At 64.6% G+C, this 23621-nt stretch carries 27 protein-coding genes; 13 read left to right on the top strand and 14 right to left on the bottom strand.

Going from position 1 to position 23621, the window contains the following annotated elements; translation table 11 throughout:
* Positions 1-2: 2 nt before the first annotated feature.
* Entirely contained in the window at positions 3-503 is a 501-nt protein-coding gene (locus tag QM801_RS09570) for a MarR family winged helix-turn-helix transcriptional regulator (protein ID WP_415018976.1), read from the bottom strand.
* A 123-nt stretch (positions 504-626) separates the two neighbouring features.
* On the opposite strand from QM801_RS09570, the gene QM801_RS09575 reads away from it, so the two are divergent.
* Genes QM801_RS09575 through QM801_RS09585 form a run of 3 tightly spaced genes read left to right on the top strand, consistent with a single transcriptional unit; the run spans position 627 to position 2847 of the window.
* Entirely contained in the window at positions 627-1499 is an 873-nt protein-coding gene (locus QM801_RS09575; protein ID WP_415018977.1) for a branched-chain amino acid aminotransferase, read from the top strand.
* A gap of 57 nt (positions 1500-1556) precedes the next feature.
* Positions 1557-2162: a L,D-transpeptidase gene (locus QM801_RS09580; RefSeq protein WP_415018978.1), complete on the top strand. Its 606-nt coding sequence runs from the start codon at positions 1557-1559 to the stop codon at positions 2160-2162.
* 31 nt (positions 2163-2193) lie between these two features.
* Positions 2194-2847 carry a DUF2161 domain-containing phosphodiesterase gene (locus QM801_RS09585; RefSeq protein WP_415018979.1) on the top strand — a complete coding sequence of 218 codons (654 nt, stop codon included), beginning with the start codon at positions 2194-2196 and terminating at the stop codon, positions 2845-2847.
* On the opposite strand, the gene QM801_RS09590 is transcribed toward QM801_RS09585, so the two are convergent.
* From QM801_RS09590 to uvrC, 5 genes are read right to left on the bottom strand one after another with little or no spacing between them, the layout of a single operon-like run.
* Positions 2823-3314 (bottom strand): HPP family protein, encoded by a 492-nt coding sequence (locus tag QM801_RS09590; RefSeq protein ID WP_415018980.1) that lies wholly within the window; start codon positions 3312-3314, stop codon positions 2823-2825. The two genes, QM801_RS09585 and QM801_RS09590, sit on opposite strands and share 25 nt — an antisense overlap.
* Complete coding sequence (locus QM801_RS09595) at positions 3311-4075, bottom strand: pseudouridine synthase (RefSeq protein ID WP_415018981.1); 765 nt, start codon at positions 4073-4075, stop codon at positions 3311-3313. Before QM801_RS09595 ends, QM801_RS09590 begins: the two co-directional genes overlap by 4 nt.
* Entirely contained in the window at positions 4075-4326 is a 252-nt protein-coding gene (moaD, locus tag QM801_RS09600; RefSeq protein ID WP_415018982.1) for a molybdopterin converting factor subunit 1, read from the bottom strand. The genes QM801_RS09595 and moaD overlap by 1 nt, the downstream gene beginning before the upstream one ends.
* Positions 4323-4952: a CDP-diacylglycerol--glycerol-3-phosphate 3-phosphatidyltransferase gene (gene pgsA, locus QM801_RS09605; protein ID WP_415018983.1), complete on the bottom strand. Its 630-nt coding sequence runs from the start codon at positions 4950-4952 to the stop codon at positions 4323-4325. The genes moaD and pgsA overlap by 4 nt, the downstream gene beginning before the upstream one ends.
* 39 nt (positions 4953-4991) lie before the next feature.
* Positions 4992-6911 carry an excinuclease ABC subunit UvrC gene (gene uvrC / locus QM801_RS09610; protein ID WP_415018984.1) on the bottom strand — a complete coding sequence of 640 codons (1920 nt, stop codon included), beginning with the start codon at positions 6909-6911 and terminating at the stop codon, positions 4992-4994.
* Positions 6912-7037: 126 nt separating this feature from the next.
* On the opposite strand from uvrC, the gene QM801_RS09615 reads away from it, so the two are divergent.
* Genes QM801_RS09615 through QM801_RS09630 form a run of 4 tightly spaced genes read left to right on the top strand, consistent with a single transcriptional unit; the run spans position 7038 to position 11149 of the window.
* Positions 7038-8087, top strand: coding sequence for a spermidine/putrescine ABC transporter substrate-binding protein (locus QM801_RS09615; RefSeq protein ID WP_415018985.1), 1050 nt, complete (start codon positions 7038-7040; stop codon positions 8085-8087).
* A 28-nt stretch (positions 8088-8115) separates the two neighbouring features.
* Positions 8116-8961: an ABC transporter permease gene (locus QM801_RS09620; protein WP_415018986.1), complete on the top strand. Its 846-nt coding sequence runs from the start codon at positions 8116-8118 to the stop codon at positions 8959-8961.
* On the top strand, positions 8958-9731 hold the full coding sequence (locus tag QM801_RS09625; protein WP_415018987.1) for an ABC transporter permease: 774 nt from the start codon (positions 8958-8960) through the stop codon (positions 9729-9731). Before QM801_RS09620 ends, QM801_RS09625 begins: the two co-directional genes overlap by 4 nt.
* Positions 9732-9757: 26 nt before the next feature.
* Positions 9758-11149 carry a glycosyltransferase gene (locus tag QM801_RS09630; RefSeq protein WP_415018988.1) on the top strand — a complete coding sequence of 464 codons (1392 nt, stop codon included), beginning with the start codon at positions 9758-9760 and terminating at the stop codon, positions 11147-11149.
* A 16-nt stretch (positions 11150-11165) separates the two neighbouring features.
* Here the strand turns inward: QM801_RS09630 and QM801_RS09635 are convergent, their stop codons facing one another.
* The gene (locus QM801_RS09635; protein WP_415018989.1) at positions 11166-11363 is read right to left on the bottom strand and encodes a DUF1127 domain-containing protein; all 198 of its coding nucleotides are present in this window, start codon (positions 11361-11363) and stop codon (positions 11166-11168) included.
* A 130-nt stretch (positions 11364-11493) separates the two neighbouring features.
* On the opposite strand from QM801_RS09635, the gene QM801_RS09640 reads away from it, so the two are divergent.
* Positions 11494-11859, top strand: coding sequence for a cupin domain-containing protein (locus QM801_RS09640; protein ID WP_415018990.1), 366 nt, complete (start codon positions 11494-11496; stop codon positions 11857-11859).
* 119 nt (positions 11860-11978) lie between these two features.
* On the top strand, positions 11979-12254 hold the full coding sequence (locus tag QM801_RS09645) for a cupin domain-containing protein (RefSeq protein WP_415020911.1): 276 nt from the start codon (positions 11979-11981) through the stop codon (positions 12252-12254).
* Positions 12255-12264: 10 nt separating this feature from the next.
* On the opposite strand, the gene folB is transcribed toward QM801_RS09645, so the two are convergent.
* Genes folB through QM801_RS09675 form a run of 6 tightly spaced genes read right to left on the bottom strand, consistent with a single transcriptional unit; the run spans position 12265 to position 16205 of the window.
* Positions 12265-12660 (bottom strand): dihydroneopterin aldolase, encoded by a 396-nt coding sequence (folB, locus tag QM801_RS09650; RefSeq protein WP_415018991.1) that lies wholly within the window; start codon positions 12658-12660, stop codon positions 12265-12267.
* 7 nt (positions 12661-12667) lie between these two features.
* Entirely contained in the window at positions 12668-13423 is a 756-nt protein-coding gene (locus QM801_RS09655) for an SDR family oxidoreductase (RefSeq protein WP_415018992.1), read from the bottom strand.
* Positions 13420-13794, bottom strand: a complete 375-nt coding sequence (locus QM801_RS09660) for a cupin domain-containing protein (protein WP_415018993.1) — start codon at positions 13792-13794, stop codon at positions 13420-13422. Before QM801_RS09660 ends, QM801_RS09655 begins: the two co-directional genes overlap by 4 nt.
* 17 nt (positions 13795-13811) lie before the next feature.
* On the bottom strand, positions 13812-15014 hold the full coding sequence (locus tag QM801_RS09665) for a CCA tRNA nucleotidyltransferase (RefSeq protein ID WP_415018994.1): 1203 nt from the start codon (positions 15012-15014) through the stop codon (positions 13812-13814).
* Positions 14989-15630: an NUDIX hydrolase gene (locus QM801_RS09670; RefSeq protein WP_415018995.1), complete on the bottom strand. Its 642-nt coding sequence runs from the start codon at positions 15628-15630 to the stop codon at positions 14989-14991. Before QM801_RS09670 ends, QM801_RS09665 begins: the two co-directional genes overlap by 26 nt.
* On the bottom strand, positions 15627-16205 hold the full coding sequence (locus QM801_RS09675) for a DUF1285 domain-containing protein (protein ID WP_415020912.1): 579 nt from the start codon (positions 16203-16205) through the stop codon (positions 15627-15629). The genes QM801_RS09670 and QM801_RS09675 overlap by 4 nt, the downstream gene beginning before the upstream one ends.
* 122 nt (positions 16206-16327) lie before the next feature.
* On the opposite strand from QM801_RS09675, the gene QM801_RS09680 reads away from it, so the two are divergent.
* Genes QM801_RS09680 through QM801_RS09695 form a run of 4 tightly spaced genes read left to right on the top strand, consistent with a single transcriptional unit; the run spans position 16328 to position 23053 of the window.
* A complete protein-coding gene (locus tag QM801_RS09680) occupies positions 16328-17326 on the top strand; it encodes an AAA family ATPase (RefSeq protein ID WP_415018996.1) in 999 nt (332 codons plus the stop codon).
* Entirely contained in the window at positions 17326-18231 is a 906-nt protein-coding gene (locus tag QM801_RS09685) for a DUF58 domain-containing protein (protein WP_415018997.1), read from the top strand. The genes QM801_RS09680 and QM801_RS09685 overlap by 1 nt, the downstream gene beginning before the upstream one ends.
* Positions 18228-20981, top strand: a complete 2754-nt coding sequence (locus QM801_RS09690) for a DUF4159 domain-containing protein (RefSeq protein WP_415018998.1) — start codon at positions 18228-18230, stop codon at positions 20979-20981. The genes QM801_RS09685 and QM801_RS09690 overlap by 4 nt, the downstream gene beginning before the upstream one ends.
* Positions 20978-23053, top strand: a complete 2076-nt coding sequence (locus QM801_RS09695) for a hypothetical protein (protein WP_415018999.1) — start codon at positions 20978-20980, stop codon at positions 23051-23053. Before QM801_RS09690 ends, QM801_RS09695 begins: the two co-directional genes overlap by 4 nt.
* On the opposite strand, the gene QM801_RS09700 is transcribed toward QM801_RS09695, so the two are convergent.
* A complete protein-coding gene (locus QM801_RS09700; RefSeq protein ID WP_415019000.1) occupies positions 23050-23592 on the bottom strand; it encodes a GNAT family N-acetyltransferase in 543 nt (180 codons plus the stop codon). The two genes, QM801_RS09695 and QM801_RS09700, sit on opposite strands and share 4 nt — an antisense overlap.
* Between the last annotated feature and the right edge of the window lie 29 nt (positions 23593-23621).

Genomic DNA, 23621 nt, shown 5'->3' on the forward strand with positions numbered 1-23621 from the left:
CCTCACGGCGCCTTGCGGCGGGCGCGGGAAATCCAGGCGTCCGCCGCCTCGCGGTTTTCCGGGTTGATCATCTGCAGGAGCAGCGCCCTGTAGAGCTGGGCATTGCCCTGCTCCAGTTCGGTCATGGCCCGGCGGAAGCGGCGCATCTGGGGTGCGGCAAGGTCCTTCCACAGGGCCTCGCCCTTTTCGCTGAGGTGCAGCAGGCGCTGGCGGCGGTCTTCCTCGCCGGCTTTCTGATAGATGTAGCCCTTCTCGATCAGGTCTTTCAGGACGCGGCTCAGTGACTGCTTGGTGATGCGGAGAATGTCGAGAAGCTGCGCCACGGTCATGCCTGGGTCGCGGCCCACGAAGTGCAGCACCCGGTGGTGGGCGCGGCCGAACCCCAGCCCCTCCAGAATGCCGTCCGGATCGGCGACAAAATCGCGGTAGGCGAAGAACATGAGCTCCACCAGCGCCACCGCATCCTCGTCCGATAAATTCGCACCCGAAATTATGTCAGCCATATTGACATATATTCCACTTCTGTTACCCTCTGCCCGAAATCACAGCAGCGATGCCTGATCGCGAGTCATACCCCTCGCAATATGGCATGTGCTTGCTGCAACGCAAAATCTTTGGAGACGAACATGGCCATCATCCCATTCGACGACCGCGACGGCGTGATCTGGTTCAACGGCAAAATCATTCCCTGGCGCGACGCGAAGGTGCACGTGCTCACCCACGGCCTGCACTATGGCTCCTCCGTGTTCGAAGGCGAGCGCGCCTACAATGGCAAGATTTTCAAGAGCAAGGAACACACCGAGCGCTTCCGCAAGTCCGCCAACATCATGGATTTCGACCTGCCCTTCACCGACGAGGAGATCAACAAGGCCAAGGACGAAGTGGTGGCCCGCATGGGTGGCGGCGACCAGTACGTGCGGCCCGTCGCCTTCCGTGGTTCGGAAATGATGGCGGTCTCGGCCCAGAACAACAAGATCCATGTGGCGATTGCCACCTGGGCCTGGCCCTCGATGTTCGATCCCGAAACCAAGATGAAGGGCATCCGCCTCGACATCGCCGACTACGCCCGCCCCGATCCGAAGTGCGCACCGGTTCATGCCAAGGCCGCGGGCCTCTACATGATCTGCACCATTTCCAAGCACAAGGCGGAGAAGAAGGGCTATGCCGACGCGATGATGCTGGACTGGCAGGGCCGCGTGGCCGAATGCACCGGCGCCAACATCTTCTTCACCCGCGACGGCGCGCTGCACACGCCGATTGCCGACTGCTTCCTGAACGGCCTCACCCGCCAGACGGTGATTGCGCTTGCCAAGCAGCAAGGCCTTGAAGTGATTGAGCGCCGGATCATGCCGGAGGAGCTGAAGACCTTCAACGAATGCTTCATCGTGGGCTCCGCCGCAGAGGTGACGCCGGTTGCGGAAATCGGTCCTTACACCTTCAAGCCCGGCAACATCAGCCGCACCATGATGGACGCCTACACCAACTACGTGCGACTCTGATTTCACGCGCAATGTTGTGAATTGATTGCGGCGGCGCAGGCGCATAGTCTGCGCCGCATGCGTTTGTCCCGTCGTAACCTGTTGCTGTCGCCCGTTGCCGCTGCCCTTGTGCCTGCCGTCGCGCGTGCCGATGAACCCTTCCACATCTCGCCCTATGAGGAAGACAAGGTCGAGTACAAGTTCCGCAAGCGCATCGTCGATTTCAAGACAGACGAGGCGCCGGGCACCATAGTCGTCGACATGAAGCGGCGGTTCCTCTTCCTCGTCCAGCCCGGCGGCAAGGCGATCCGTTATGGCATCGGCGTGGGCAGCAGTGCCACGCGCTGGAGCGGCACCGCGACGGTCGCCCGCATGGCCAAGTGGCCGAAGTGGACGCCCACCGAAGAGATGATGTCGAAGCACGAGCACTACGACCAGTGGAAGGACGGCATGCCAGGCGGCCTCGACAACCCGCTGGGTGCCCGCGCGCTCTATCTCCTGAACGAAGGCGGCAAGGACAACCAGTACCGCATCCACGGTACGCCCGCGCCCTACACCATCGGCCAGGCCACCACCTCCGGCTGCTTCCGTATGCTGAACACCGCGGTGATCGATCTCTACAACCGGGTGAAAGTGGGCACGAAGGTGGTGGTCCTGCCCTACAAGAGCGGCGCCTTCTTCTGATCGCGCGGCCGAATCGCGCTATTTCCCCGTCATGGCTGAGACTGATCTCTATCTTCCCGTGAAGCGCCACCTGGAGTCGCAAGGCTATGTGGTGAAGGCCGAGGTGAAGGGCTGCGACGTGGTGGCGGTGCGCGGAAAAGAGACGCCCGTCATCGTCGAACTGAAAGAGGCGCTGACGCTCAAGCTGCTTTATCAGGCGGTGGAACGCCTCACCGTTGCCGAGCATGTCTACGTCGCCATCGCGCGGCCAAAGCGCGGCGTGGGTGCCTCCGCCCTGAAGCTCTGCCGCAGGCTTGGGCTCGGCCTGATCGTGGTGACCTCGGCTGGTTCACTGGAAGTTTTGGCAGACCCTGTGCCGTACGCGCCCCGCACCAACACGAAGAAGCGCGGCCTGCTGCTCAAGGAGTTCAATGCGCGGAGCGGCGATCCCAATCTGGGCGGCAGCACGCGGAAGCCGCTGATGACGGCCTACCGCCAGGACGCACTCAAGTGCGCCGGCCATCTCGCCGCCGAAGGTCCGGCCCGCATCAGGGATGTGAAGGCCGCCACCCGCGTCGACCGCGCGCCCGGCATTTTCCGCGATAATGTCTATGGCTGGTTCGCCAAGGTGGAGCGTGGCGTCTATGGCCTCACCGAGCAAGGCCGTTCCGCCCTCACCCTCTACGGCGGCGACTTCAAGGGATAGATGCCGCCCATCACCCGGTGCCAGCCCCAGGCGATGAAGACGAGGAGCAGGCTTCCCGCCAGCACCGGCACGAAGAAGAACATCCACGATGCCTTGGTGAGATAGATGACGAGCGCGGTTGCGCCCGCTGGCGGATGCACGACCCGGAACAGCACCGTGAGGCTGATGGTGAGGCCGCAGGCAACGGCCGCGAGCCAGACATGGTCCGGCCAGAAGGCGGCGAGCGGCAGCGCGACACAACACGCGACGATGTTGCCGCCCACAAGGTTGACTGGTTGCGAGAGCACTGCCGTGGGGGCCGCGAAGAGAAGCACGGCAGACGCACCGAAGGGCGCCATCAGCCACACACCGCCCAGCCACAATCCCATGAGCGCCAGCACCATGATCGCGAGGGCTGCCCCTGCCCCGGCGAAGACCGCCGAGCGCACATGCATCGGCGGCTGGTGCCGGTAGAAGAAATCCTTCACGCCTTGATCTTGACGGGCTCGGCCGCAAGCTCCTTCATGAACCGCTTCACATCGGCGGCGGGCACTTCCACCACGTCGCCGCGCTCGAGCTTGCCCAAATGGAACGGCCCGTACTGCACGCGGATCAACCGGTTCACCACGCAGCCGAAGTGTTCGAACAGCCGGCGGATTTCGCGGTTCTTGCCTTCCGTCAGCGTCACCCGGTACCAGGTGTTGGTGCGGCCCGTGTGCCCGGTCTCTTCGGTCACCTCGACGCCACGATAGCGCACACCCTCAACGGTGATGCCGCGGCGGAGAAGCTCCACCTGCCGCTCGGTCAGGCGGCCATGCACGCGCACGCGGTAGACGCGGGGCAGTGCCGTGGCGGGCGACATCATGGTTTGCGCCAGCGGGCCATCGGAAGAGAGCACCAGCAACCCTTCGCTGTTCACGTCGAGGCGGCCCACGTAGATGACGCGCGGCTTGGCGGCGTCCCAGCGCGGCGGCTTCAGGTTCGGAAGATCATAGATCGTCGGGCGGCCCTGCTTGTCGAAGGCCGTGACCAGAACATCGAGCGGCTTGTAGAGCAGGAAGAGCCGCGGCTGCGAGCGGGTTGCAGGGGAGAGCGGCTTGCCGTCCAGCTCAACCTTGTCGCCGTCGTTGACCGGAACGGTGGCCGTCGCGACCACGCCATTCACCTTGATGCGGCCCTGCTCGACAAGGCGTTCGGCCTCGCGGCGCGAGCCCACACCCGCCTGCTGGAGATAGACGTTGAGGCGCATCAGCCGCCCGTCACGGGAGGAAAGAAGGCCACCTCGCGGGCGCCCGCGATGGAGTGGTCCATCTTCACGTGCGCCTGGTCGACGGCGGCGCGGATGATCTTCGCGTCGGAGAAAGCCGCAGCACAGCCATTGTCGGTGCGGATGAGATAGTTGAGCAGATCGCCCACCGTCTTCACCTCGGGCGGCGGCGCAACATCATCGGCGCTCCGTCCGATGAGCTGCCTGAACTTGGCGAAATAGAGAACTTTCATTCATTGTCCACGACGTGCCGCAGGCCGGCACGGAAATAGTCATAGCCCGTGTAAAGCGTGAGCGCCGCGGCGATCCACAGCCCGGCGACGCCGAGCTTGGTGATGCCGGGGATGATGAGGTCGCCCGCGGGGCCCGCGATGAGAAGGCCGATCGCCACCATCTGCACGGTGGTTTTCCACTTGGCGATCTGCGTCACGGGCACCGACACCGAGAGTTGCCCCAGATATTCGCGCAGGCCCGAGACGAGCACTTCACGGGCGAGGATGATGATCGCCGCCCAGACGTGTCCGCCGCGCAGGATCTGGTCGCCGCAGAGCACGAGCAGCACGACGGCGACGAGCACCTTGTCGGCGATGGGATCGAGCATGCGGCCGAGCGACGACTGCTGATGCCAGCGCCGCGCCAGGTAGCCGTCGAAGAAATCGGTGATGGCGGCGACGACGAAGATGCCGAGCGCAATCCAGCGGGCCGACAGCACGCCGAGGCCGGTGATCGCCGCCGCGCGGTCGTTCCACAGCAGCAGCGCCGCAACCAGGGGTACGGCCACGATCCGCCCGTAAGTCAGGATGTTCGGGAGATTCCAGACCTTCGAGACCGTGGTGCCCTGCTTTGCGTTTGCGTTCATCGCTTCTCCGCTCTTTGCCGGTTCGGGACCGGCCCACCCTTACTTCGAGTCGGGGTGGAAGTGGTCAAAGATGGCCTGGGCCAGCTGCCGGCTGACCCCGTCCACAGCCGCCAAATCAGCCACATTTGCCTTACCAACTGCTTTCGCCGATCCAAAGCTTTGGAGCAAGGCCTTCTTGCGCGTGGGGCCGATGCCCGGAATCTCGTCCAGGGGGTTCTGGCCGATGGCCCGGGAGCGTCTCGCCCGGTGGGTGCCGATGGCGAAGCGGTGGGCTTCGTCCCGCAGGCGCTGGATGTAGTAGAGAACCGGGTCGCGGGCTTCCAGCATGAAACTCTGGCGCCCGTTCTGGTAGAAATGTTCACGGCCTGCATCCCGGTCCGGGCCCTTGGCCACACCCGCCAGTGGCACGTTGTGGATGCCCAGTTCCTCCAGCACCGCTCGGGCCGCCGAAAGCTGTCCCTGGCCACCGTCGATCAGTACGAGGTCCGGCCACTGCGGCGTCTCGGTGGCGCTGTCCTCCACGCCTTCGCCCGTTTCCTTCAGCAGGCGGGCGAACCGCCGGGTGAGAACCTCGCGCATCATTCCGAAATCGTCTCCGGCCACGTCCGTCTGCCGGATGTTGAACTTGCGGTATTGCGACTTCATGAAGCCCTCGGGCCCGGCCACGATCATGCCGCCCACCGCCTCCGCCCCCTGGATGTGGGAGTTGTCGTAGACCTCGATGCGCCGCGGCGGTGCCTCCAGCCCGAAGACCTTGGCCACACCTTCCAGCAGTTTCGACTGGGTGGAGGTTTCGGCGAGCTTGCGGCCGTTCGCCTCCCGGGCATTGGTGACGGCGTGGTCGACGAGCGATTTCTTTTCACCCCGTTGCGGCACGAGGATCTCGACCTTGTGTCCGGCATGGCTGGTGAAGGCCTCTTCCAGAAGCTCGCGCTCTTCCACGTCGTGCGAGAGCAGGATGAGCGGCGGCAGCGGCTTGTCGTCGTAGAACTGGCCGAGGAAGGCGGCGAAGATCTCGCCCTCGCTGGCATACTTGTCGGTGCGCGGGAAATAGGCGCGGTTGCCCCAGTTCTGGCCGGAGCGGAAGAAGAACACCTGCACGCAGGTCTGCCCGCCTTCCTGGGCGAGGGCGAAGACATCCGCCTCGTCCACCCCTTGCGGGTTGATGCCCTGGCTTTGCGTGACGAAGCTCATGGCCTGGATGCGGTCGCGGTAACGCGCCGCCGTTTCGAAATCGAGGATGTTGGATGCCTCCTCCATCTTCTGGGCGAGTTCGGCCTTCACCGGTCCGCCGCCCTTGGAGAGGAAGGTCTCCGCCTGATCGACCAGCGCCGCGTAGTCTTCCGGCGTCACGTAATTCACGCAGGGCGCCGAGCAGCGCTTGATCTGGAACAGCAGGCAGGGCCGCGTGCGGTTCTCGTAGGTCGAGTCCGAGCAGGTGCGGATGAGGAAGGCCTTCTGCAGCGTATTAATCGCCTGGTTCACGGCATTGGCCGAGGCGAAGGGGCCGAAGTAGCTGCCCTTCCTGTTGCGGGCGCCGCGGTGCTTGGCGAGTTGCGGCACCGCATGGTCCTTGGCGATGAGGATGTAGGGGAAGCTCTTGTCGTCGCGCAGGATGACGTTGAAGCGGGGCTTCAGCTTCTTGATCAGGTTCGATTCCAGCAGCAGCGCCTCTGCCTCGCTCGCGGTGGTCACGAACTCCATGTGGGCGGTGAGCGAGATCATCAGCGCGATGCGGTTGTTGTGCCCCTGCCCGCGCGCATAGTTGGAGACGCGGTTCTTCAGGTTCCGCGCCTTGCCGACATAGAGCACGTTCCCCTTGGCATCGTACATGCGGTACACCCCCGGCCTGCCGGGCAGGCGGGTGGTGAAATCACGGATCAGGTCAGGGCCGGTCAGTTTCCCGTCCGTGCCCTCGGCGGGCAGGATCGGGCCGGTGGTGTCTTCGGATTCGGACATGGCTTGAATTTAGGGCCTTTCCCGCGCCGGACAATGGCAGCAACACGACATCAAATGCCCCCTTCACGCCCGCCCAAAAACCCTGTTAGGTTTCAAGCAATAACAAAACCTCAGGGAGAACGAACCATGCGCATTTCAACGCTCGTCAAGGGTCTGGCAGCGGCCGCCATGCTGGCGGTTTCGGCCACTGCAGCCCTGGCCGAGAAGATCGTCGTGTCCAACTGGGACGGCTACATGCCCAAGGACATCGCCGAGAAGTTCAAGGCGGCAACGGGAATCGACCTCGAAGTCTCGGTGCACGCCACCAACGAAGAGATCATGGGCAAGGTCACGGCCTCGGGCGGCCAGGGTTATGACGTGCTGTTCGTCTCGTCGCCCTTCGCCGAGGCGCTGAACAAGATGGGCCTGCTGGCCCCCATCGATCCCGCCAAGATTCCCAATCTCAAGAACCTCTATCCGGAAGCCACCCAGCTCAAGCATGATCCGGGCAACACCTTCTCGGTGCCCTACACCTGGGGCACGACAGGGCTCTGCTACCGCTCCGATCTGGTGAAGACCGCACCGGACAGCTGGGCCAATCTGCTCACGCCCGCCGATGACCTGAAGGGCAAGACGACCATGCTGGCCACCGACCGCTGGCTGATGGCGCCCGCCTTCCTGCTTGCCGGCCAGTCGGTCAACACCACCGACCAGGCCGCGCTGGACAAGGCCCGCGACCAGCTGATCGCCACCAAGAAGACGCTGCTCGCCTATGATGATACAACTTTCTATTCCAAGCTTGTTTCGGGCGAGGCCTCGATGGTGGAAGCCTGGGACGGCTGGTGCAACTACGGCATCGCCGAGAAGCCGGAGATCAAGTACGTGATCCCCAAGGAAGGCTCCGACCTCTGGGTCGACACCATGGTGATCACCAAGGCCGCCGCCAATCCGGAGGGTGCAGCGAAGTTCATCGACTTCATCATGAATGCCGAGAACGGCAAGTGGATGGTCGAGAACATCATGTACAAGTCGCCCAACAAGGCGGCGATGGACGCGATCGATCCCGCCATGCTGAAGCAGTATCCCAACATGGCGATTGCGCCTGCCGACCTGCTCAAGTTCGAACAGCTCCGCGACCTCGGTGACGGCATGAAGGCCTTCTCCAAGACCGTTTCGGAAATCATGGCGGCGAAGTGAGCCCTCGACCTCTCGGTGAGGCGCGTCGATGACCCCATCACGCGCCTCTTTCCTGTTGATGCTGCCGGGCCTGCTGTGGCTCCTGGCGCTCATGGTGCTGCCCTGCCTGTTGATCTTCGGGCTCATCTTCTTCGAGCGCGGCATCTATGGCGGCATCGACTGGAGCGCCATGACGCTGGAGAACATCCGGCGCGCCTTCGATCCCCTCTATGCGGTGATCCTGTGGGACTCCTTCCGCATTGCGGGGCTGTCCACGCTCATCGCGCTGCTGGTAGGATATCCGGCCGCTTATGCCATCTCCAAGGCGCCGGAGCGCTGGCAGACGGGGCTCCTCTTCCTCGCCATCCTGCCCTTCTGGACCAACTATCTCATCCGCACCTATGCCTGGATCGTGCTGCTCAATCCGGCGGGGCTGGTGAACACCGCACTCGCCTCCGTGGGGCTGGGGCCCTTGCCCCTCCTCTACAACGAGTTCGCGGTGATCCTCGGGCTTGTCTACAACTACACGCCCTTCGTGGTGCTGGCGATCTTCGCCGCCCTCCAGCGGCTTGACCCGAGCTATGCCGAAGCCTCGCGTGACCTCGGTGCCACCGCAGCCACCACATACTGGCGGATCACGCTGCCGCTCACGGCACCGGGCGTGGCAGCAGGCGCGGTCTTCGTCTTCGTGCTCTCCATCGGCAACTTCATCACGCCCGACCTTCTGGGCGGCGGCAAGTTCCAGATGGCGGGCAACCTCATCTATGACCAGTTCCTGAGCGCCCGCGACTGGCCCTTCGGTGCCACGCTCTCCGCCGGGCTCATCATCATCATGCTGGTGCTGCTTTTCGCGCAGGCCTTGCTCTCGCGCCGCGCCATCGGAGAACGGTCATGAGCCGCTGGCACAGGCTGCATCTCGGCCTCACCTATGCCTTCCTCTATCTGCCCATCCTGGTGCTGATGATCCTGTCCTTCAACAAGGCGGGGCTGCCCACGGCCTGGGGCGGCTTCTCGCTGGAATGGTACGGCAAGCTCTTCGCCAACCCGAAGATCCAGCAGGCGGCCTTCAACTCCCTCGTGGTGGCACTGATCTCCACCCTCATCGCCACCGCCATCGGCACGGCACTCGCACTCGGCGTGGAGCGGGCCAAACCCTCGGCCGCCCGCGAGGCCCTGCTCTTCGCGCCCATGATCATCCCCGACATCGTTCTGGCGATTGCGCTGCTCTCGTTCTTCACCCTGCTCAAGTTCTCGCTCGGGCTGCACTCGATCATCATGGCGCATGTAGTCTTCAACATCGCCTTCGTGACGGCGGTGGTGCGGGCGCGACTCAAGAGCTTCGACTGGTCGCTCACCGAAGTGTCGCGCGATCTCGGCGCCGGGGCGCAGCAGACCTTCTGGCACATCACCTTCCCGCTCATCCTGCCGTCGGTGGTGGCCGCAGCCCTTCTCGCCTTCACGCTTTCGGTCGATGAATTCATCATTGCCTATTTCACCGCGGGTGCGGGTCAATCATCCACTACGCTTCCGATGCAGATCTATTCCATGATCCGCTTCGGCGTGACGCCCGAGATCAACGCCATGGCGACGATCGTCATGGGCATCGCATTCGTCGCCCTGTTCACCGCCCAGCGCTTGAACAAGGGCCAGGTTCCGGGCATGTAAATCCACCATTTTCGAGGAGGCAAACGATGGCTAAAGCCACTGCAAAGAAGAAGGCGGTCAAGAAGACCGCCGCCAAGAAGACGGCGAAGAAGGCCGTGAAGAAGTCCGCAAAGGCGAAGCAGAAGAAGGTGATTGCCCTCTTCCCGGAAGCGGCCTTCGGGCCTGCCCTCAATTCCGTGGGTATCGGCCAGGCCCTGGAGAAGCTGGGCCACAAGGTGGTGTTTCTCTCCGACCCCGGCTTCCTCGACGTCTACAAGGGTTACGGCTTCGAGGCACACCCGGTGAACCTCTCCGAGCCGCTGCCGCCCGAGGAGATGGCCAAGTTCTGGGTCGACTTCATAAACGGCCACATCCCCAATTTCCGCAAGAGCCCCTACGACCAGATCGACAACTACGTGAAGGGCTGCTGGGAGATGATCGTCGAAACCGCCAAGTGGGCGGAGAAGGATCTGCCCGGCGTTCTCGACCAGGTGAAGCCGGATGTGGTCTGCGTCGACAACGTCATCCTTTTCCCGGCGATCAAGCGCTACGCCAAGCAGAACAAGAAGCCCTGGGTGCGCGTCATCTCGTGTTCCGAGAACGAGATCGAGGATCCGGACATTCCGCCTCACCTCTCGGGCTGCGGCGAAAAGGACAAGAAGGGCCACGCCGCCTATCGCAAGCATTTCAACGAGGTGATCAAGCCCATCCACGACAACTTCAACGCTTTCCTGAAGTCCGTGGGCGAGAAGCCCTACCCTATCGGGCAGTTCTTCGAGGCGAGCCCGCACATGAACATCCTGCTTTATCCGAGTGCGGTGAAGTTCAAGCGCCGCCACAAGCTCTCGCCCAAGCAGTTCCAGTATCTTGAAGGCTGCGTGCGCAAGGAAGCGCCCTACACTGTGCCCACCTTCCAGGCCAACAACGACAAGCCGCTGCTGTATGTGAGCTTCGGCTCGCTGGGGTCCGGCGACACGGATCTGCTGAAGCGCCTGATCGGCGTGCTCGGCAAGATGCCGGTCCGCGCGCTTGTCAATGTCGGCGACTACATGGACCAGTACAGCGACATTCCGCCCAACGTGATCATCGACAAGTGGTTCCCCCAGCCCTCGGTCATTCCGAAGATGGATGCGGTCATCCATCACGGCGGCAACAACAGCTTCACGGAGTGCCTCTATTTCGGCAAGCCCGCGATCATCATGCCCTATGTCTGGGATGGCCATGACAACGCCACCCGCGTGCAGGAAACCGGCCACGGCTTCAAGCTGGACCGCTACAACTGGACCGACGAGGAAATGGCCGCGAAGGTGAACGCCATGCTCACCGACAAGAAGATGAAGGCCAAGCTGAAGAAGACGTCGAAGGCGATGCGCGCCAAGCACGGTCCCACCAAGGCCGCCAAGGTGATCGACGGCCTGCTGAAGCGCAAGATCGCGTGAGGAAAAGCGTCCCCCGTCAGAACGGAGAAACACTCCGCCTGACGAGGGCTTCGATCTGGGCGCGCGAAACGCCGATGTCCTTCAGTTGCTCGTCGCTCAGGCTCTCGAGCCGGCGGGTGTCGCGGCGGTGTCGCATCCACTCTCCGATGCGTCCGAACAGGGTATTGAAATTGCGCGGTGTGCCGCAGGGCTTGGCGGAGGCGTTGAAGGTCATCTGAATCACTCCTGTTTCCGGAGCCCTTCAAAGCATCTGAATGTGACAGTTGCTGGCAGCATCTTTGCGATGGCGAAAGAGGCTGCGAGATCATATAGAAGCGCCAGACCCGAGCCGCGGAAACCATTCCATGCCGACCAACCTCACCTCGTCTGCTCCCCACCTCGAAGGGCCGGCCACCTATGCCGGGCCGCTGAAGGATTGGGGGCACCAGCCGAACCCGATTGCCGGCAACTCCAAGTCCGATGGCGTCCTGCTCTTCAAGGGTCCGAACAACGAGCCGGAAGTGGGCCTGTGGCAATGCACGCCCGGCACCTGGCCGCTGGAAATTCCGCGCGACGAGCTGTGCCACTTCGTCTCCGGCCGCGCCACCTATACCCACGACAGCGGCGAAGTGATCGAGATCGTGCCCGGCACGGTCGTGCTCTTCAAGGCAGGCTGGAAGGGTGTCTGCACCGTTCATGAAACCATGCGCAACGTCTACATGCTGCGCTGAGACCTTTACCTGACAAGAGGATATTTCCCGTGACGCTCAAGCTCAAGTCTTCCGCTCCCCATCTCGTCCACCCCGAGACCTATCCCGGCCCGTTCAAGGATTGGGGCGTGATCCCCACCATGATCGAAGGCGAAAGCCGCACCTCGGGCCTCGTGCTGCACAAGGGGCCGAATGGCGAAAGCGAAACCGGCATCTGGATCTGCACCCCGGGCTTCTGGAACTGCCACGTGACGCGTGACGAGTTCTGCCACTTCCTGCTCGGGCGCTGCACCTACACGCATGAGAGCGGCGAAGTGATCGAGATCGTCCCCGGCACCGTCGCCTTCTTCCCTCAGGACTGGAAGGGCACCTGCCGCGTGCACGAGACGATCCGCAAGGTCTACATGATCCGGTAGTTACGAGGATCTAGCGCGTCCGCTCGATCTCCACGCCCACGCTGCGGGCATTCGGAATGATGTCGGGCTTTTCCACGCGCACCCGTGCGGCCATCACACGGTGGTCGCGCAGGCAGCTTTCAGCAATCTTCTCGCACAGCGTTTCGACGAGGTTGATGTGGCCGGCGGCGATGATCGCCTCCACCTTCTTCACCACGATCTCGTAGGAGACGACGTGGCTGATGTCGTCATCGCCCGAACCCTCCGTCACCGAGAGGTCGATGTTGACGATGATCTTCTGCGGCGCGAGCTTCTCCTTTTCGTAGATGCCGATCAGGGCTTCGAGCTGAAGGTCGCGCACGAATACGTGGCGCAGCCGCGCCGAGGCGCTGGCCACATGGTGCGAAATCATCGGCTTCTTGGACATGACGCAGTTACTCCTGAACGTCCACCACGTCGGGCGTCTGCCAGACGAGATGCTGGCCGCCGTCGAGTGCGATCATCTGGCCCGTGAGGGCCGGCTGAGAGAGTATGAATTTTGCCGCCTCGGAGATTTCCCGGGGCGACGTGCCGCGGCCCAGAAGCGTCAGCCGCGCCTGCTTGTCGAACTCCGCCTGGTCCATGCGCACGCTGGGCAGCGCCGGACCCGGCCCGATGGCGTTCACGCGGATGCGGGGCGCCAGCGCCTGCGCGAGCGTCCGGGTTGCAGTCCACAGGCCCGTCTTCGACATGGTGTAGGAGAAGAAGCGCGGATTGAGCTTCCACACCCGCTGGTCGATGACGTTGATGATGTTGCCGTGGCGGTCCTTCGGCAACTGCCGCCCGAAGGCCTGCGACAGCATGATGGGCGCGCGGAGGTTGGTGTCGAGGTGTTCGGTCCAGCTCTCGAGCGTGATCTCGCCCACGTCGTCCGGCTCGAACACCGAGGCGTTGTTGATGAGCACGGTGATCGGCCCTGCGCCCGCAACCGCATCGGCCATCAAACGCTCCGGCACTTCCGGCCGCGAGAGATCGCCCGTGACGATGAAGGCCTTGCGGCCGCGCGTGCGGATTTCGCCCGCCACCTCTTCGGCAGCATCGCGCGAGGTGTTGCAGTGGATGACGATGTCGTGGCCCGCCGCCGCGAGATCGAGCGCCAGTTGCCGCCCGATCCGCTTCGCCGCACCGGTGATGAGGATGGTCTCGGTCACGCGTTCTTTCCGGCAAGGAGGATCACGTAGTGCTTCCTCACCTTCTTCACGGTTTCCCAGGTGCCCTTGAAGCCCGGCGGAATGATGAAACCGTCGCCCTTTTTGAAGCGGTGGCCCTTCTTCTTGCCTTCTTCGGTGAGGATCACCTCGCCCGAGATGATGTGGCAGAACTCCCACTCGGTGTATTCGCACTCCACCTTGCCCGGTGTCGACTCCCAGATGCCGCAATAGAGCCGGTTGTTCTCGCCCTCCCAGTGGTTCCACGTCTGGGTGAGATATTTGCCCTTGAGCAGCTTGGCGGGATCAGGCTTGCCCTTTTCCACCTTGGGCGCGCCCTTGCCTTTCGTCGTCATCAGGAATGGTGCCGGCATCGTCGTCTCTCCGCTCGTCAGGGTTTGGCGCGGAGGAGTAGCTCCTCGCGCGTGGGTTTGAAGTCCGAGGCAATCCACCAATCCTCGAGCTTGCGCAAGGCCTCTCCCATGGCGGGGCCGGGCGTGAAGCCAACCGCCAAGAGATCGCGCCCCGTCACCGGGAATTTGGGCAGTGGCCAGTGGGCGGGAAGATCGGCAAGGTCCGCCCATGCCGGATCATCGGCTGCGGCCCGGGATTGGGCAAAGGACAAGAGTGCAGCATCACGCCAGGCCTGAGGTCCGAGGTGATAGAGGATGCGGTGACGTTCGGGATCGCGCAGCTCCGGCGAGAGCGACGGCGCTTCGACGATGGCCTCAAGGCGGCGTGCCTCCTCGTTCGACAGGCGCAGGCGATCGCGCAGCCCGGCCGGATGTTTTGCCAGTGCTGCCAGCCGCAGCACGGCATCGGGCGGCAGGCGTCCGATCACCCGCCAATTGGGCGCGGCATCGAGGATCAGTGGCAGGATCTTCGCTTTCGCCATCAGCTTCAGCACGTCCACCGCCCGCGGCGCTACGAGAAGCTTCATCAGCTCCTGCCGGATGCGTTCCGCCGAGAGCGAGGTGAGACCCTTCCGCAGACGCACGCAGGCGGCAAGTCCGTCCCGGTCGGCCGCGCCCGCGCCATAGGCGGCATGAAAGCGGAAGAAGCGGAGGATGCGGAGATAGTCCTCCTTGATGCGCCGCGACGGCAGTCCGACGAACCTCACGCGCCGCTTCTGGATGTCCTTGTAACCGTCTGTAAAGTCATACACTTTACCCGACGCGTCGCAGTACATGGCGTTGATGGTGAAGTCGCGGCGCGAGGCGTCCTCCGCCCAGTCACCGGTGAAGGCGACAGTGGCGCGGCGGCCATCCGTGGTCACATCGCGGCGGAGCGTGGTCACCTCGAACGGCATCCGGTGCGTGACCACCGTCACCGTGCCGTGCTCGAAGCCGGTGGGATGAACCGCAAGCCCCTTGGCCTTGCAGCGCGCCGTCACCTCATCGGGCGGCAGTGTGGTGGCGATGTCGATGTCGGCCACGGGCAAGCCCAGCAGCGCATTGCGCACGGCGCCGCCTGCGACGCGCCCTTCGCCGCCATCGGCGTTCAGCACGGCGAGCACGCTCTGCAGGCGCTCGTCCTTGAGCCACGCGGCGTTCGCCAGCGAGGGAAGTTCAGGCGCTGTGCGGCGCGTTGCCATAGAGCCTGTCTCCCAAATTCTTGATCATGCCAGCCGTCGCGCCCCAGATGTACCGCTCGCCGAAGGGATAGGCATAGTAGCGCCGCGTCAGGCCCTGCCATTCGCGCGTATGGGTCTCGCGGTTCTTCTCGGTGAGCAGGAAGGCGAGCGGCACCTCGAAGATGTCCGCTACCTCCTTGTCGTGCGGCGACAGGGTGTAGCCGTCCTTCAGCAGCGCCACCACGGGGTTGACGAGATAACCCGTCACCGTGAGGTAGCCATCGAGATAGCCGAGCGGCTCCACGAAGGACGGTTCGATTCCCGTCTCCTCGTAGGTTTCGCGCAGCGCCGCGGCAAGCGGCGTCTCGCCGTCATCGAGCCTGCCGCCAGGAAAGGCGATCTGTCCCGCATGTTTCGAGAGATGCGCGGTGCGCTGGGTGAGCAGCACGCTGAAGGCATCGCCGTGGCTGATGAGGCCCACCAGCACCGCGGCATGCTTCGGCTTGATCCCGTCGGGGATCATCCGCGCCTTCACGTTCATGTCGTCGTCGCTTGCATCCCACGAGGGCGGCGGCGACGTGAGCAGGTTGCGCGTGGCACGGTCGAGCACGTCGCTGCGGCTGTAGGGCGCGCTCATTCCATCAATCCGATTTCACTGGCGCGCTTCATCGGGAAGAAGGTGCCAGACGACCAAACGCCGAACCACCCATCCTCTTCGACACCGCAGGCGACGAGATCGTAGAACAGCGACCGCACCACCAGCGCCTCGAGATTGGCGCGCACCAGCACATAGGGCTTGAGGCCGCCCGTTCCCTCTTCATCGGCAAAGCGCAAGGGGTGTTCGGCATTCACCGTCACCACGTCATCGCAATTTGTCTCAAAGGTGATTTCCTGTGATCGGCCCTCACCCGTGACCTCCATGCGGATTGCGGTGAAGGGCGCATCCTCGACGCTGATCCCGCATTTCTCCACCGGCGTCACCAGGAAGTACTTCTCGCCATCCTTGCGCAAGACACTGGAAAACAAGGTGTAGAGGGGTTTTCGCCCGATCGGCGAGTTCATGTAGTACCACGTGCCGTCACGGGCGATCCGCATGTCGATATCGCCGCAGAACGGCGGGTTCCACAGGTGCACGGGCGGCAGGCGGGAACCCGCAGCCTGTATATCTTTTAACCCCGCCAAGGGGTTGCTTGCATCACGGCTTGCGGCCATCATTCACCAGGATCATCAGAATCGGTTCCGCCCCGCCTCTTTTGCGCCATCCTGTGACAGGAAAGACAAATCCAGACGGACGGATAAGCCGAAAAAAGCTCACACCAGAGATAGTGGAAGACATGGCCAGCATCAACGACGCCGGAAAGCAAGCAATCCAGAACCTCGAAGTGGCGAGCGCCCAGCTCGGGAAAGCCCGGGCTGCCCTGAAACAGGTGATCTTCGGGCAGGAGCAGGTGATCGACCTCTGCCTCACCACCATCGTGGCGGGCGGCCATGGCCTGATCGTCGGCGCCCCCGGCCTGGCCAAGACCAAGCTCGCGTCCGCACTCGGCCGCGTGCTCGGCCTCGACGAGAAGCGCGTGCAGTTCACACCCGACCTGATGCCCGCCGACATCCTCGGCTCCGAGGTGCTGGAGGAGAACGAGCGCGGCCAGAAGTCCTTCCGCTTCGTGCCGGGTCCCGTGTTCTGCCAGCTGCTGATGGCGGACGAAATCAACCGCGCCTCGCCGCGCACCCAGTCGGCGCTCTTGCAGGCGATGCAGGAGCATCACGTGACGGTGGCCGGCATGCGCCATGACTTGCCGCAGCCCTTCCACGTGCTCGCCACACAGAACCCGATCGAACAGGAAGGCACCTACCCGCTGCCCGAAGCGCAGCTTGACCGCTTCATCATGCAGATCGACATCACCTATCCTCCGCTCGAAGCCGAGCGCCGCATGTTGTTCTCGACCACTGGCGTCGATGAAGCCCCGCCCGCAAATGCGATGAGCGCTGCCGAACTGATGCAGGCACAGCGCTTCGCCCGCACCATTCCCGTGGGTGAACAGGTGGCCGATGCCATCCTGCGCGTGGTGCGCGCCGCCCGCCCGGGTCCTGAGGCGAGCCAGATGGTGAACGACTGCATGGCCTGGGGCCCCTCGCCCCGCGCCAGCCAGGCGCTGATGCTTGGCGCCCGCGCCAAGGCCCTCATCGATGGCCGCCTCTCGCCGTCGGTCGAGGATGTGGCCGATCTTCTCGAACCCGTCTTCAAGCACCGCATGGCCCTCAACTTCAGCGCCCGCGCCGACGGCAAGACCGTGGGCGACGTCATCACCCACCTGAAGGGTCTGCTCGCCTGATGGCGCAAGCCTCCCCCCAGACGCACCGCCTTGCCCAGCAGGGCGAAGGTGCGAGCCTTGCCCTGCCGCCCATGCTGGTGCGGGCCGAGAAGATTGCCGCCACGGTGATCCTCGGTGTGCATGGCCGCCGTGCTGCGGGCCCGGGAGAAACCTTCTGGCAATACCGGCCCTATGGCTCGGGCGACTCCACCCAGCGCATCGACTGGCACAAGTCGGCGCAGTCGGATCGCGTGTTCATCCGTGAGAACGAGTGGGAAAGCGCCAACACCCTCTGGGTCTGGTGCAACACCGGCCCGCGCATGAACTTCCGTTCGCACCTTGCGCCCGAGAGCAAGATCGACCGGGCGCGCTTGCTGACGCTGGCACTCGCAAGTCTTGCGTCGCGCGCCCATGAGCGGATCGGTGCGCTCGGCTCTCCCCGCGCGCCGGGCTATGGCCGCCTTGCGCTGCTCCGCGTTGCCGAATGGGTGGGCGGTGAGCATGGCGAAGGCCTGCCCTCCGCCGGAGCGCAACAACGCCGCGCCACCGCGGTGCTGATCTCGGATTTCCTCGAGCCGCTGGACGAAATCCGGAGCAAGCTCTCCGCCATCGCCGCTGCGGGCGTGACCGGCCACATCGTGCAGCTCGCCGACCCGGCAGAAGAAACGCTGCCCTATGACGGCCGCATCGAATTCCTCGGGCTTGATGCGCCGCTCAAGTATCTCGCCAAGAAGACCGAGTCTCTCCGCGACGATTACCGTGCCGCCTATCTCGCCCACCGTGATGGCTTGCGGCAACTGGCGCGCGGCCTCGGCTGGAGCTTCACGCTTCATCGCACCGACGAAACCCCAGCCTCGGTTCTGCTGCCGCTGCATCTCCGCGTGAGCGGTGCCGAGAACCGCCACGGCGTGCGGGGCACGGCATGAGCGCCTTGCTGCAATCCCTTGGCTTTGCGACACCGCTCGCCCTCTACGGGCTGCTGGCGCTGCCGGTGCTGTGGTGGCTCCTTCGCTTCACGCCGCCCAGACCGCGGCCGCAAGCCTTTCCGCCGGTGCGCATTCTGCTCGATCTGCCGCGCCAGGAGGAAACGCCGGACAAGACGCCGCTCTGGCTTCTGATCCTCCGCATGCTGCTTGCGGCACTGGTGATCTTCCTCGTGGCGCAGCCCTTCCTGCAGCCGCCGGGCACGGGCGGCCTGCCCGCCGGCCAGCGCCTGATCATCGTCGATGACGGCTGGGCAGGCGCGCAGAACTGGAGCGAGACGCGGCGCATTCTCGCCGATGTGCTTGAGGATGCGCAGAACAAGGACGAGGCCGTGGTCTTCGCCGGAACGGGGCCACGCCCGCAGGCCACCGACATCGCTGCACAGGCGGCCCGTACCGTTCAGGACCGGGCCCGCGTTCTCCAGCCTTCGCCGCTCGGCACCGATCGCATGGCGCTGCTGGAGAAGCTGAAGACTGCCAAGCTTGCCGACACGAAAAGTATTCTCTGGCTGTCGGACGGGCTGGATGCAGGCAGCGGCAAGAGCTTCGCCGAGGGACTGGGCAGCCTGCTGCCGCAAGCGCCGCTCCGCGTGATCGCTCCTGAAGCGAACAAACTTCCTGTCGGGCTCGGCCCCGCCAAGCTGGAGAAGAGCGAGATCGCCATCGACGTGCTGACGCCGGACACGCATCCCGCAGGGGCCGCCTCGCTGGCGGTGAAGGCCAGCAACGGCCGCACGCTGCTTGATGTACCGGTGACGCTTGCACCCGGCAAGGCTGTGACCGCGCGCTTCACCCTGCCGACGGCGCTTCGCAACGACATCCAGTCGATCATGCTGACGGGCGAGACCCACGCCGCCGCGCGACAGCTGCTGGACGACCGCTGGCGCCGCCGCACCATCGCGCTCGTTGCAGCGGAGTCGAGCGAGCAGGCGCAGCCGCTCCTCTCGCCGCTGCACTATGTCTCGCGCGGCCTCGAACCCTATGCCGAACTCTTCACGCCCGCCTCGCCCCGCGACATCTCCGACCTGATCGACGCGGGGCTTTCTATGCTTGTGCTCGCCGACGTGGGAACGATCCCTGACGAGATCCTCCCCAAGATCACCGACTGGGTGGACAAGGGCGGCATTCTCCTCCGCTTCGCTGGCCCCCGCCTGGCCGCGGGCCATGACGATTTGATCCCCGTGCGCCTGCGCGAAGGCGACCGCACGCTGGGCAGCGCCCTCTCCTGGGAGACGCCGCAGACGTTGCAGGAATTCCCGCGCACCTCGCCCTTTGCCGGCCTCACCATCGACCCGCGCATCACCGTGACGCGCCAGGTGCTCGCCGAACCCGACAGCGACCTCGCAGCAAAGACCTGGGCCAGCCTCGCCGACGGTACGCCGCTTGTGACGGCCGAGACGAAGGGCAAGGGCCTCGTCGTGCTCTTCCACGTCACCGCCAACGCCAACTGGTCGAACCTGCCGCTCTCCGGTCTCTTCGTCGAGATGATGAGCCGCGTGGCCGGCCTCGATCCGACACAGGCCGTCGCCGCCGCAGGCGCCGATGCGCCTGCTGCCTTCGCGCCCCGCTTGGTGATGACGGGCGAAGGCGACCTCGTTTCGCCCGATGGCACAGCACAGCCCATCGCCGCCGCCGAGATCGACAAGGTGAAGGTCTCGGAACAGCATCCGCCAGGCCTCTATGCCCGTGGTGGCCGCGAGCAGGCGTTGAACCACACACTCGCCGTCTCCGACTTCGCACCCCTCCCGCAGCAGGTGGGCAGCGCCACAGTCTCGGCCTATGTGCCGCAGGCGAAGACGAGCCTCGTCGCGCCGCTGGCACTCGCGGCCCTTCTGCTGTTCCTGCTCGATTGCATCGCCACGGTGTGGATCGGTGGCGGCCTCTCGCGCCTGCGTGCCGCTCCGCTTGTGCTTGCCTTTGCCCTCCTCGCCCTGCCCGCTCCGCCGCCCGCATTGGCGCAGGATGCCATGCAGGATGCCGCCATCCAGGCCGCACTGGAGCCGCGCCTTGCCTATGTGAAGACGGGCGATGAAGAGGCCGACCGCGTCAGCGATCAGGGCCTCAAGGGCCTCACCCTCATCCTCTCGGACCGCACCTCGGCGCGGCTTGCCGAGCCGCAGGCCGTCTCCATCGCCAGCGACGAACTGAACGTCTATCCCCTGCTCTACTGGCCGGTGCTCGACTCTGCCCAGTCACCCTCCGATGCCGAGCGCGACAAGCTTGCCGCCTACATGAAGAACGGCGGCACCATCTTCTTCGATCTCCGCAACGGCGGCATCGACACCGGAACGGCAAGCGATGCGCTGAAGCGCATCCTGAGCAAGCTGGACGTGCCACCGCTCGAGCCGGTGCCCGACAAGCATGTTCTCACCCGCAGCTTCTACCTGCTCAATGAATTCCCCGGCCGCTATCAGGGCGGCGCGCTGTGGGTGGAATCCGCACTTGGCGAAGCCAACATGGATCCCGGCACCGCCGACGGTGTCTCCTCGATCATCATCGGCTCCAATGACTATGCCGCCGCCTGGGCCCTCGATGACAATGGCGATGCGCTCTATGCCGTTGTTCCCGGAACCGACCGCCAGCGTGAATTCGCCTTCCGCACCGGCATCAACATCGTGATGTATGCCCTCACCGGCAATTACAAGGCCGATCAGGTGCACGTGCCGGCCCTTCTCGAAAGGCTGGGCCAATGACGCTGCAAGTGGGAAGCTGGACACTCTCGTTCCTGCCCTACGTGCCGTGGCCGCTGTTCTGGCTCATCGCCGCCGTGGGTGCGCTTGCCGTGGGCGCGATGCTCTATGGCCGGATGCGTGGTGCGTTGCTGCGCGCCCTGACGCTCGTGCTGCTGCTCGGCGCGCTCGCCAATCCGCAGCTTGCGCAGGATGAGCGCGAGAAGCTTTCCGACATCGCCGCAGTCGTTGTCGATGACAGCGACAGCCAGGGCTTCGGCCAGCGCCAGGCCCAGACCGACAAGGCCCTCGAGGAGCTGCGCCAGCGGGTGGCGGCGCTCGGCAACACCGAGCTTCGCGTTGGCCGCACCGTCACCGGCACCACGCCCGATACGGACGGCACCCGCGTCTTAGCCGCGCTTTCGCGCATCACCGCCGACATTCCGCCCGACCGCTATGCCGGCGCCATCATCATCAGCGATGGGCAGATCCACGACGTGCCCGGCGCTGCCGACATCGGCAAGCTGAAGGGACCCATCCATACGCTGCTCTCCGGCAGCAAGTCCGAGATCGACCGCCGCGTGGTGATCGAGCAGGCGCCACGCTTCGCCATCACCGGCCAATCCCATGAGGTGCGCTTCCGGGTGAGCGAGACGCCGGCGGGTACCGATCCTGTCGACATCGCCATCCGCCTGCCCAACGGCGACGTGCAGAACACCGCCGTCGCCCCCAACGAAACGCAAGCGATTGTCGTTCCCATCGACCGCGCCGGGCAGAACATCGTCGAAATCTCCGCTGCCGAACGGCCAGGCGAAATCACCACCGTGAACAACCGCGCCATGGCGGTGATCGACGGCATCCGCGACCGCCTCCGCGTGCTGCTCATTTCCGGCGAGCCTCATCCGGGAGAGCGCACCTGGCGCAACATGCTGAAGGCCGATGCCTCGGTCGATCTCGTGCACTTCACCATTCTGCGCCCGCCCGAAAAGCAGGACGGCACGCCCACCAAGGAGCTTTCGCTCATCGCCTTCCCGACGCGCGAACTCTTCCTCGAGAAGCTCGACCAGTTCGACCTCGTTATCTTCGACCGCTATCAGCGCCAGTCGATCCTGCCTGACTCCTATCTCGCCAATGTCGCCGACTATGTGCGGAAGGGTGGCGCGGTGCTGGTGTCATCCGGGCCGGATTTCGCGAGCGGCGACGGCCTTGCTTCAACGCCGCTGGCCGATGTGCTGGCTGCGATCCCGACCGGCGAGGTGACGCAGGAGCCGTTCAAGCCGCAGGTGACGTTGCTGGGCGAGCGTCATCCCGTGAGCCGCGGCCTTCCCGGCGATGCACCAGACGAACCCAAATGGGGCCGCTGGTTCCGCCTCATCGACACCTCCACCCAGAACAATGCGCAGGAGCTGATGTCCGGGCCCGGCAGCAAGCCGCTTCTCGCCCTTGCCCGGGTGGACAACGGGCGGGTGGCGCAATTCCTCTCGGACCAGGGCTGGCTCTGGGCCCGCGGCTTCGAAGGCGGCGGCCCGCAGCTGGAACTGCTGCGCCGCATCTCGCACTGGCTGATGAAAGAGCCCGACCTCGAGGAAGAGGCGCTGCGGGCCCATCAGGATGGCCGCAATCTCGTGATCGAGCGGCAGACGCTCGCCGATGCGGCAAACCCGGTGGAGGTCACCACGCCTTCCGGCAAGGTGTCGCAGGTTCCGATGAAGCAGGGCCGGCCGGGTGTGTTCACCGCCGCCATCCCCGCCGCTGAAACCGGTCTCTACGTCCTCAAGGACGGAACACTCACCGCCTTCGCCGTGACGGGCACCGCCGACCAGAAGGAATTCGCCGACGTGCGCGCCACCGGCGCGTTGATGCAGCCCGTGGCCGCGTCCACCGGCGGCAGCATTGCCTGGCTTGAGGACGGCATGCCCCGTCTCAGCAAGGCCAATGTGGGTGCGCTCGCCAGCGGCTCGGGCTGGATGGCGCTCACCGACAACCAGCAGTTCCGCGTGCTGGCCGTGCGCGAGACGCCGCTGTTCTCGACACTGCTGAGCCTTGCCGTGCTGCTCGCCGGCCTCTCCTTCATGTGGTACCGCGAAGGACGTTAACCCGTCTGCGCGAGGCGCTGCTGCTCGTGGTAGCGGTTCTCCGGCAGGACAAGTCCATGCGCTGCCGAGAGCGCCCCTGCCCTGAGTTCGAGGAAAAGGAAGCGCTTGGGATCGACCGGACCCGGCAGCAGCATCTGGCCATCCGGAATCTTCATGAAGCCCACCCGCGCATAATAGGGCGCATCCCCCACCAGAATGACCAGCGCATGGCCTTGGGCCGCGGCCTTGGCGAGAGTGGTGCGCATGAGCGAAAGACCGATCCCCTGGTTCTGCCGCTGGGGATGAATGGCGATGGGGCCGAGGAGCAGCGCCTTGGTGCCGGCCTCGCCGATCCGCAGCGGCCAGTAACTGATGGTGCCGGCAATGCCGAGCTCCGGATCGCGGACCACCATGGACAGGCCCTCGACGGCAGTGTTGCCCTCGCGCAGGCGGTAGCTCGTCTTGGTGCGCCGGGAGAGGCCGAAGGCAAGGTCGAGCAGGTCTTCGATGGCGAGCTGGTCAGCGGGCGTGGCCGCTTCAGGCGTGAAAGCTGTGGTCATGGAATTACCGGAAACAGGAGTGCAGGAAC

It is taken from the genome of Aestuariivirga sp., assembly GCF_047600585.1.
GTDB lineage: Bacteria > Pseudomonadota > Alphaproteobacteria > Rhizobiales > Aestuariivirgaceae > Aestuariivirga.

What these genes read in the sequence shown, in the direction of transcription:
- QM801_RS09570 (WP_415018976.1), bottom strand. Translation starts at nt 503, where the DNA reads ATGGCTGACATAATTTCGGGTGCGAATTTATCGGACGAGGATGCGGTG.
- QM801_RS09575 (WP_415018977.1), top strand. Translation starts at nt 627, where the DNA reads ATGGCCATCATCCCATTCGACGACCGCGACGGCGTGATCTGGTTCAAC.
- QM801_RS09580 (WP_415018978.1), top strand. Translation starts at nt 1,557, where the DNA reads ATGCGTTTGTCCCGTCGTAACCTGTTGCTGTCGCCCGTTGCCGCTGCC.
- QM801_RS09585 (WP_415018979.1), top strand. Translation starts at nt 2,194, where the DNA reads ATGGCTGAGACTGATCTCTATCTTCCCGTGAAGCGCCACCTGGAGTCG.
- QM801_RS09595 (WP_415018981.1), bottom strand. Translation starts at nt 4,075, where the DNA reads ATGCGCCTCAACGTCTATCTCCAGCAGGCGGGTGTGGGCTCGCGCCGC.
- moaD (WP_415018982.1), bottom strand. Translation starts at nt 4,326, where the DNA reads ATGAAAGTTCTCTATTTCGCCAAGTTCAGGCAGCTCATCGGACGGAGC.
- pgsA (WP_415018983.1), bottom strand. Translation starts at nt 4,952, where the DNA reads ATGAACGCAAACGCAAAGCAGGGCACCACGGTCTCGAAGGTCTGGAAT.
- uvrC (WP_415018984.1), bottom strand. Translation starts at nt 6,911, where the DNA reads ATGTCCGAATCCGAAGACACCACCGGCCCGATCCTGCCCGCCGAGGGC.
- QM801_RS09615 (WP_415018985.1), top strand. Translation starts at nt 7,038, where the DNA reads ATGCGCATTTCAACGCTCGTCAAGGGTCTGGCAGCGGCCGCCATGCTG.
- QM801_RS09620 (WP_415018986.1), top strand. Translation starts at nt 8,116, where the DNA reads ATGACCCCATCACGCGCCTCTTTCCTGTTGATGCTGCCGGGCCTGCTG.
- QM801_RS09625 (WP_415018987.1), top strand. Translation starts at nt 8,958, where the DNA reads ATGAGCCGCTGGCACAGGCTGCATCTCGGCCTCACCTATGCCTTCCTC.
- QM801_RS09630 (WP_415018988.1), top strand. Translation starts at nt 9,758, where the DNA reads ATGGCTAAAGCCACTGCAAAGAAGAAGGCGGTCAAGAAGACCGCCGCC.
- QM801_RS09635 (WP_415018989.1), bottom strand. Translation starts at nt 11,363, where the DNA reads ATGACCTTCAACGCCTCCGCCAAGCCCTGCGGCACACCGCGCAATTTC.
- QM801_RS09640 (WP_415018990.1), top strand. Translation starts at nt 11,494, where the DNA reads ATGCCGACCAACCTCACCTCGTCTGCTCCCCACCTCGAAGGGCCGGCC.
- QM801_RS09645 (WP_415020911.1), top strand. Translation starts at nt 11,979, where the DNA reads ATGATCGAAGGCGAAAGCCGCACCTCGGGCCTCGTGCTGCACAAGGGG.
- folB (WP_415018991.1), bottom strand. Translation starts at nt 12,660, where the DNA reads ATGTCCAAGAAGCCGATGATTTCGCACCATGTGGCCAGCGCCTCGGCG.
- QM801_RS09660 (WP_415018993.1), bottom strand. Translation starts at nt 13,794, where the DNA reads ATGCCGGCACCATTCCTGATGACGACGAAAGGCAAGGGCGCGCCCAAG.
- QM801_RS09665 (WP_415018994.1), bottom strand. Translation starts at nt 15,014, where the DNA reads ATGGCAACGCGCCGCACAGCGCCTGAACTTCCCTCGCTGGCGAACGCC.
- QM801_RS09670 (WP_415018995.1), bottom strand. Translation starts at nt 15,630, where the DNA reads ATGAGCGCGCCCTACAGCCGCAGCGACGTGCTCGACCGTGCCACGCGC.
- QM801_RS09675 (WP_415020912.1), bottom strand. Translation starts at nt 16,205, where the DNA reads ATGGCCGCAAGCCGTGATGCAAGCAACCCCTTGGCGGGGTTAAAAGAT.
- QM801_RS09680 (WP_415018996.1), top strand. Translation starts at nt 16,328, where the DNA reads ATGGCCAGCATCAACGACGCCGGAAAGCAAGCAATCCAGAACCTCGAA.
- QM801_RS09685 (WP_415018997.1), top strand. Translation starts at nt 17,326, where the DNA reads ATGGCGCAAGCCTCCCCCCAGACGCACCGCCTTGCCCAGCAGGGCGAA.
- QM801_RS09690 (WP_415018998.1), top strand. Translation starts at nt 18,228, where the DNA reads ATGAGCGCCTTGCTGCAATCCCTTGGCTTTGCGACACCGCTCGCCCTC.
- QM801_RS09695 (WP_415018999.1), top strand. Translation starts at nt 20,978, where the DNA reads ATGACGCTGCAAGTGGGAAGCTGGACACTCTCGTTCCTGCCCTACGTG.
- QM801_RS09700 (WP_415019000.1), bottom strand. Translation starts at nt 23,592, where the DNA reads ATGACCACAGCTTTCACGCCTGAAGCGGCCACGCCCGCTGACCAGCTC.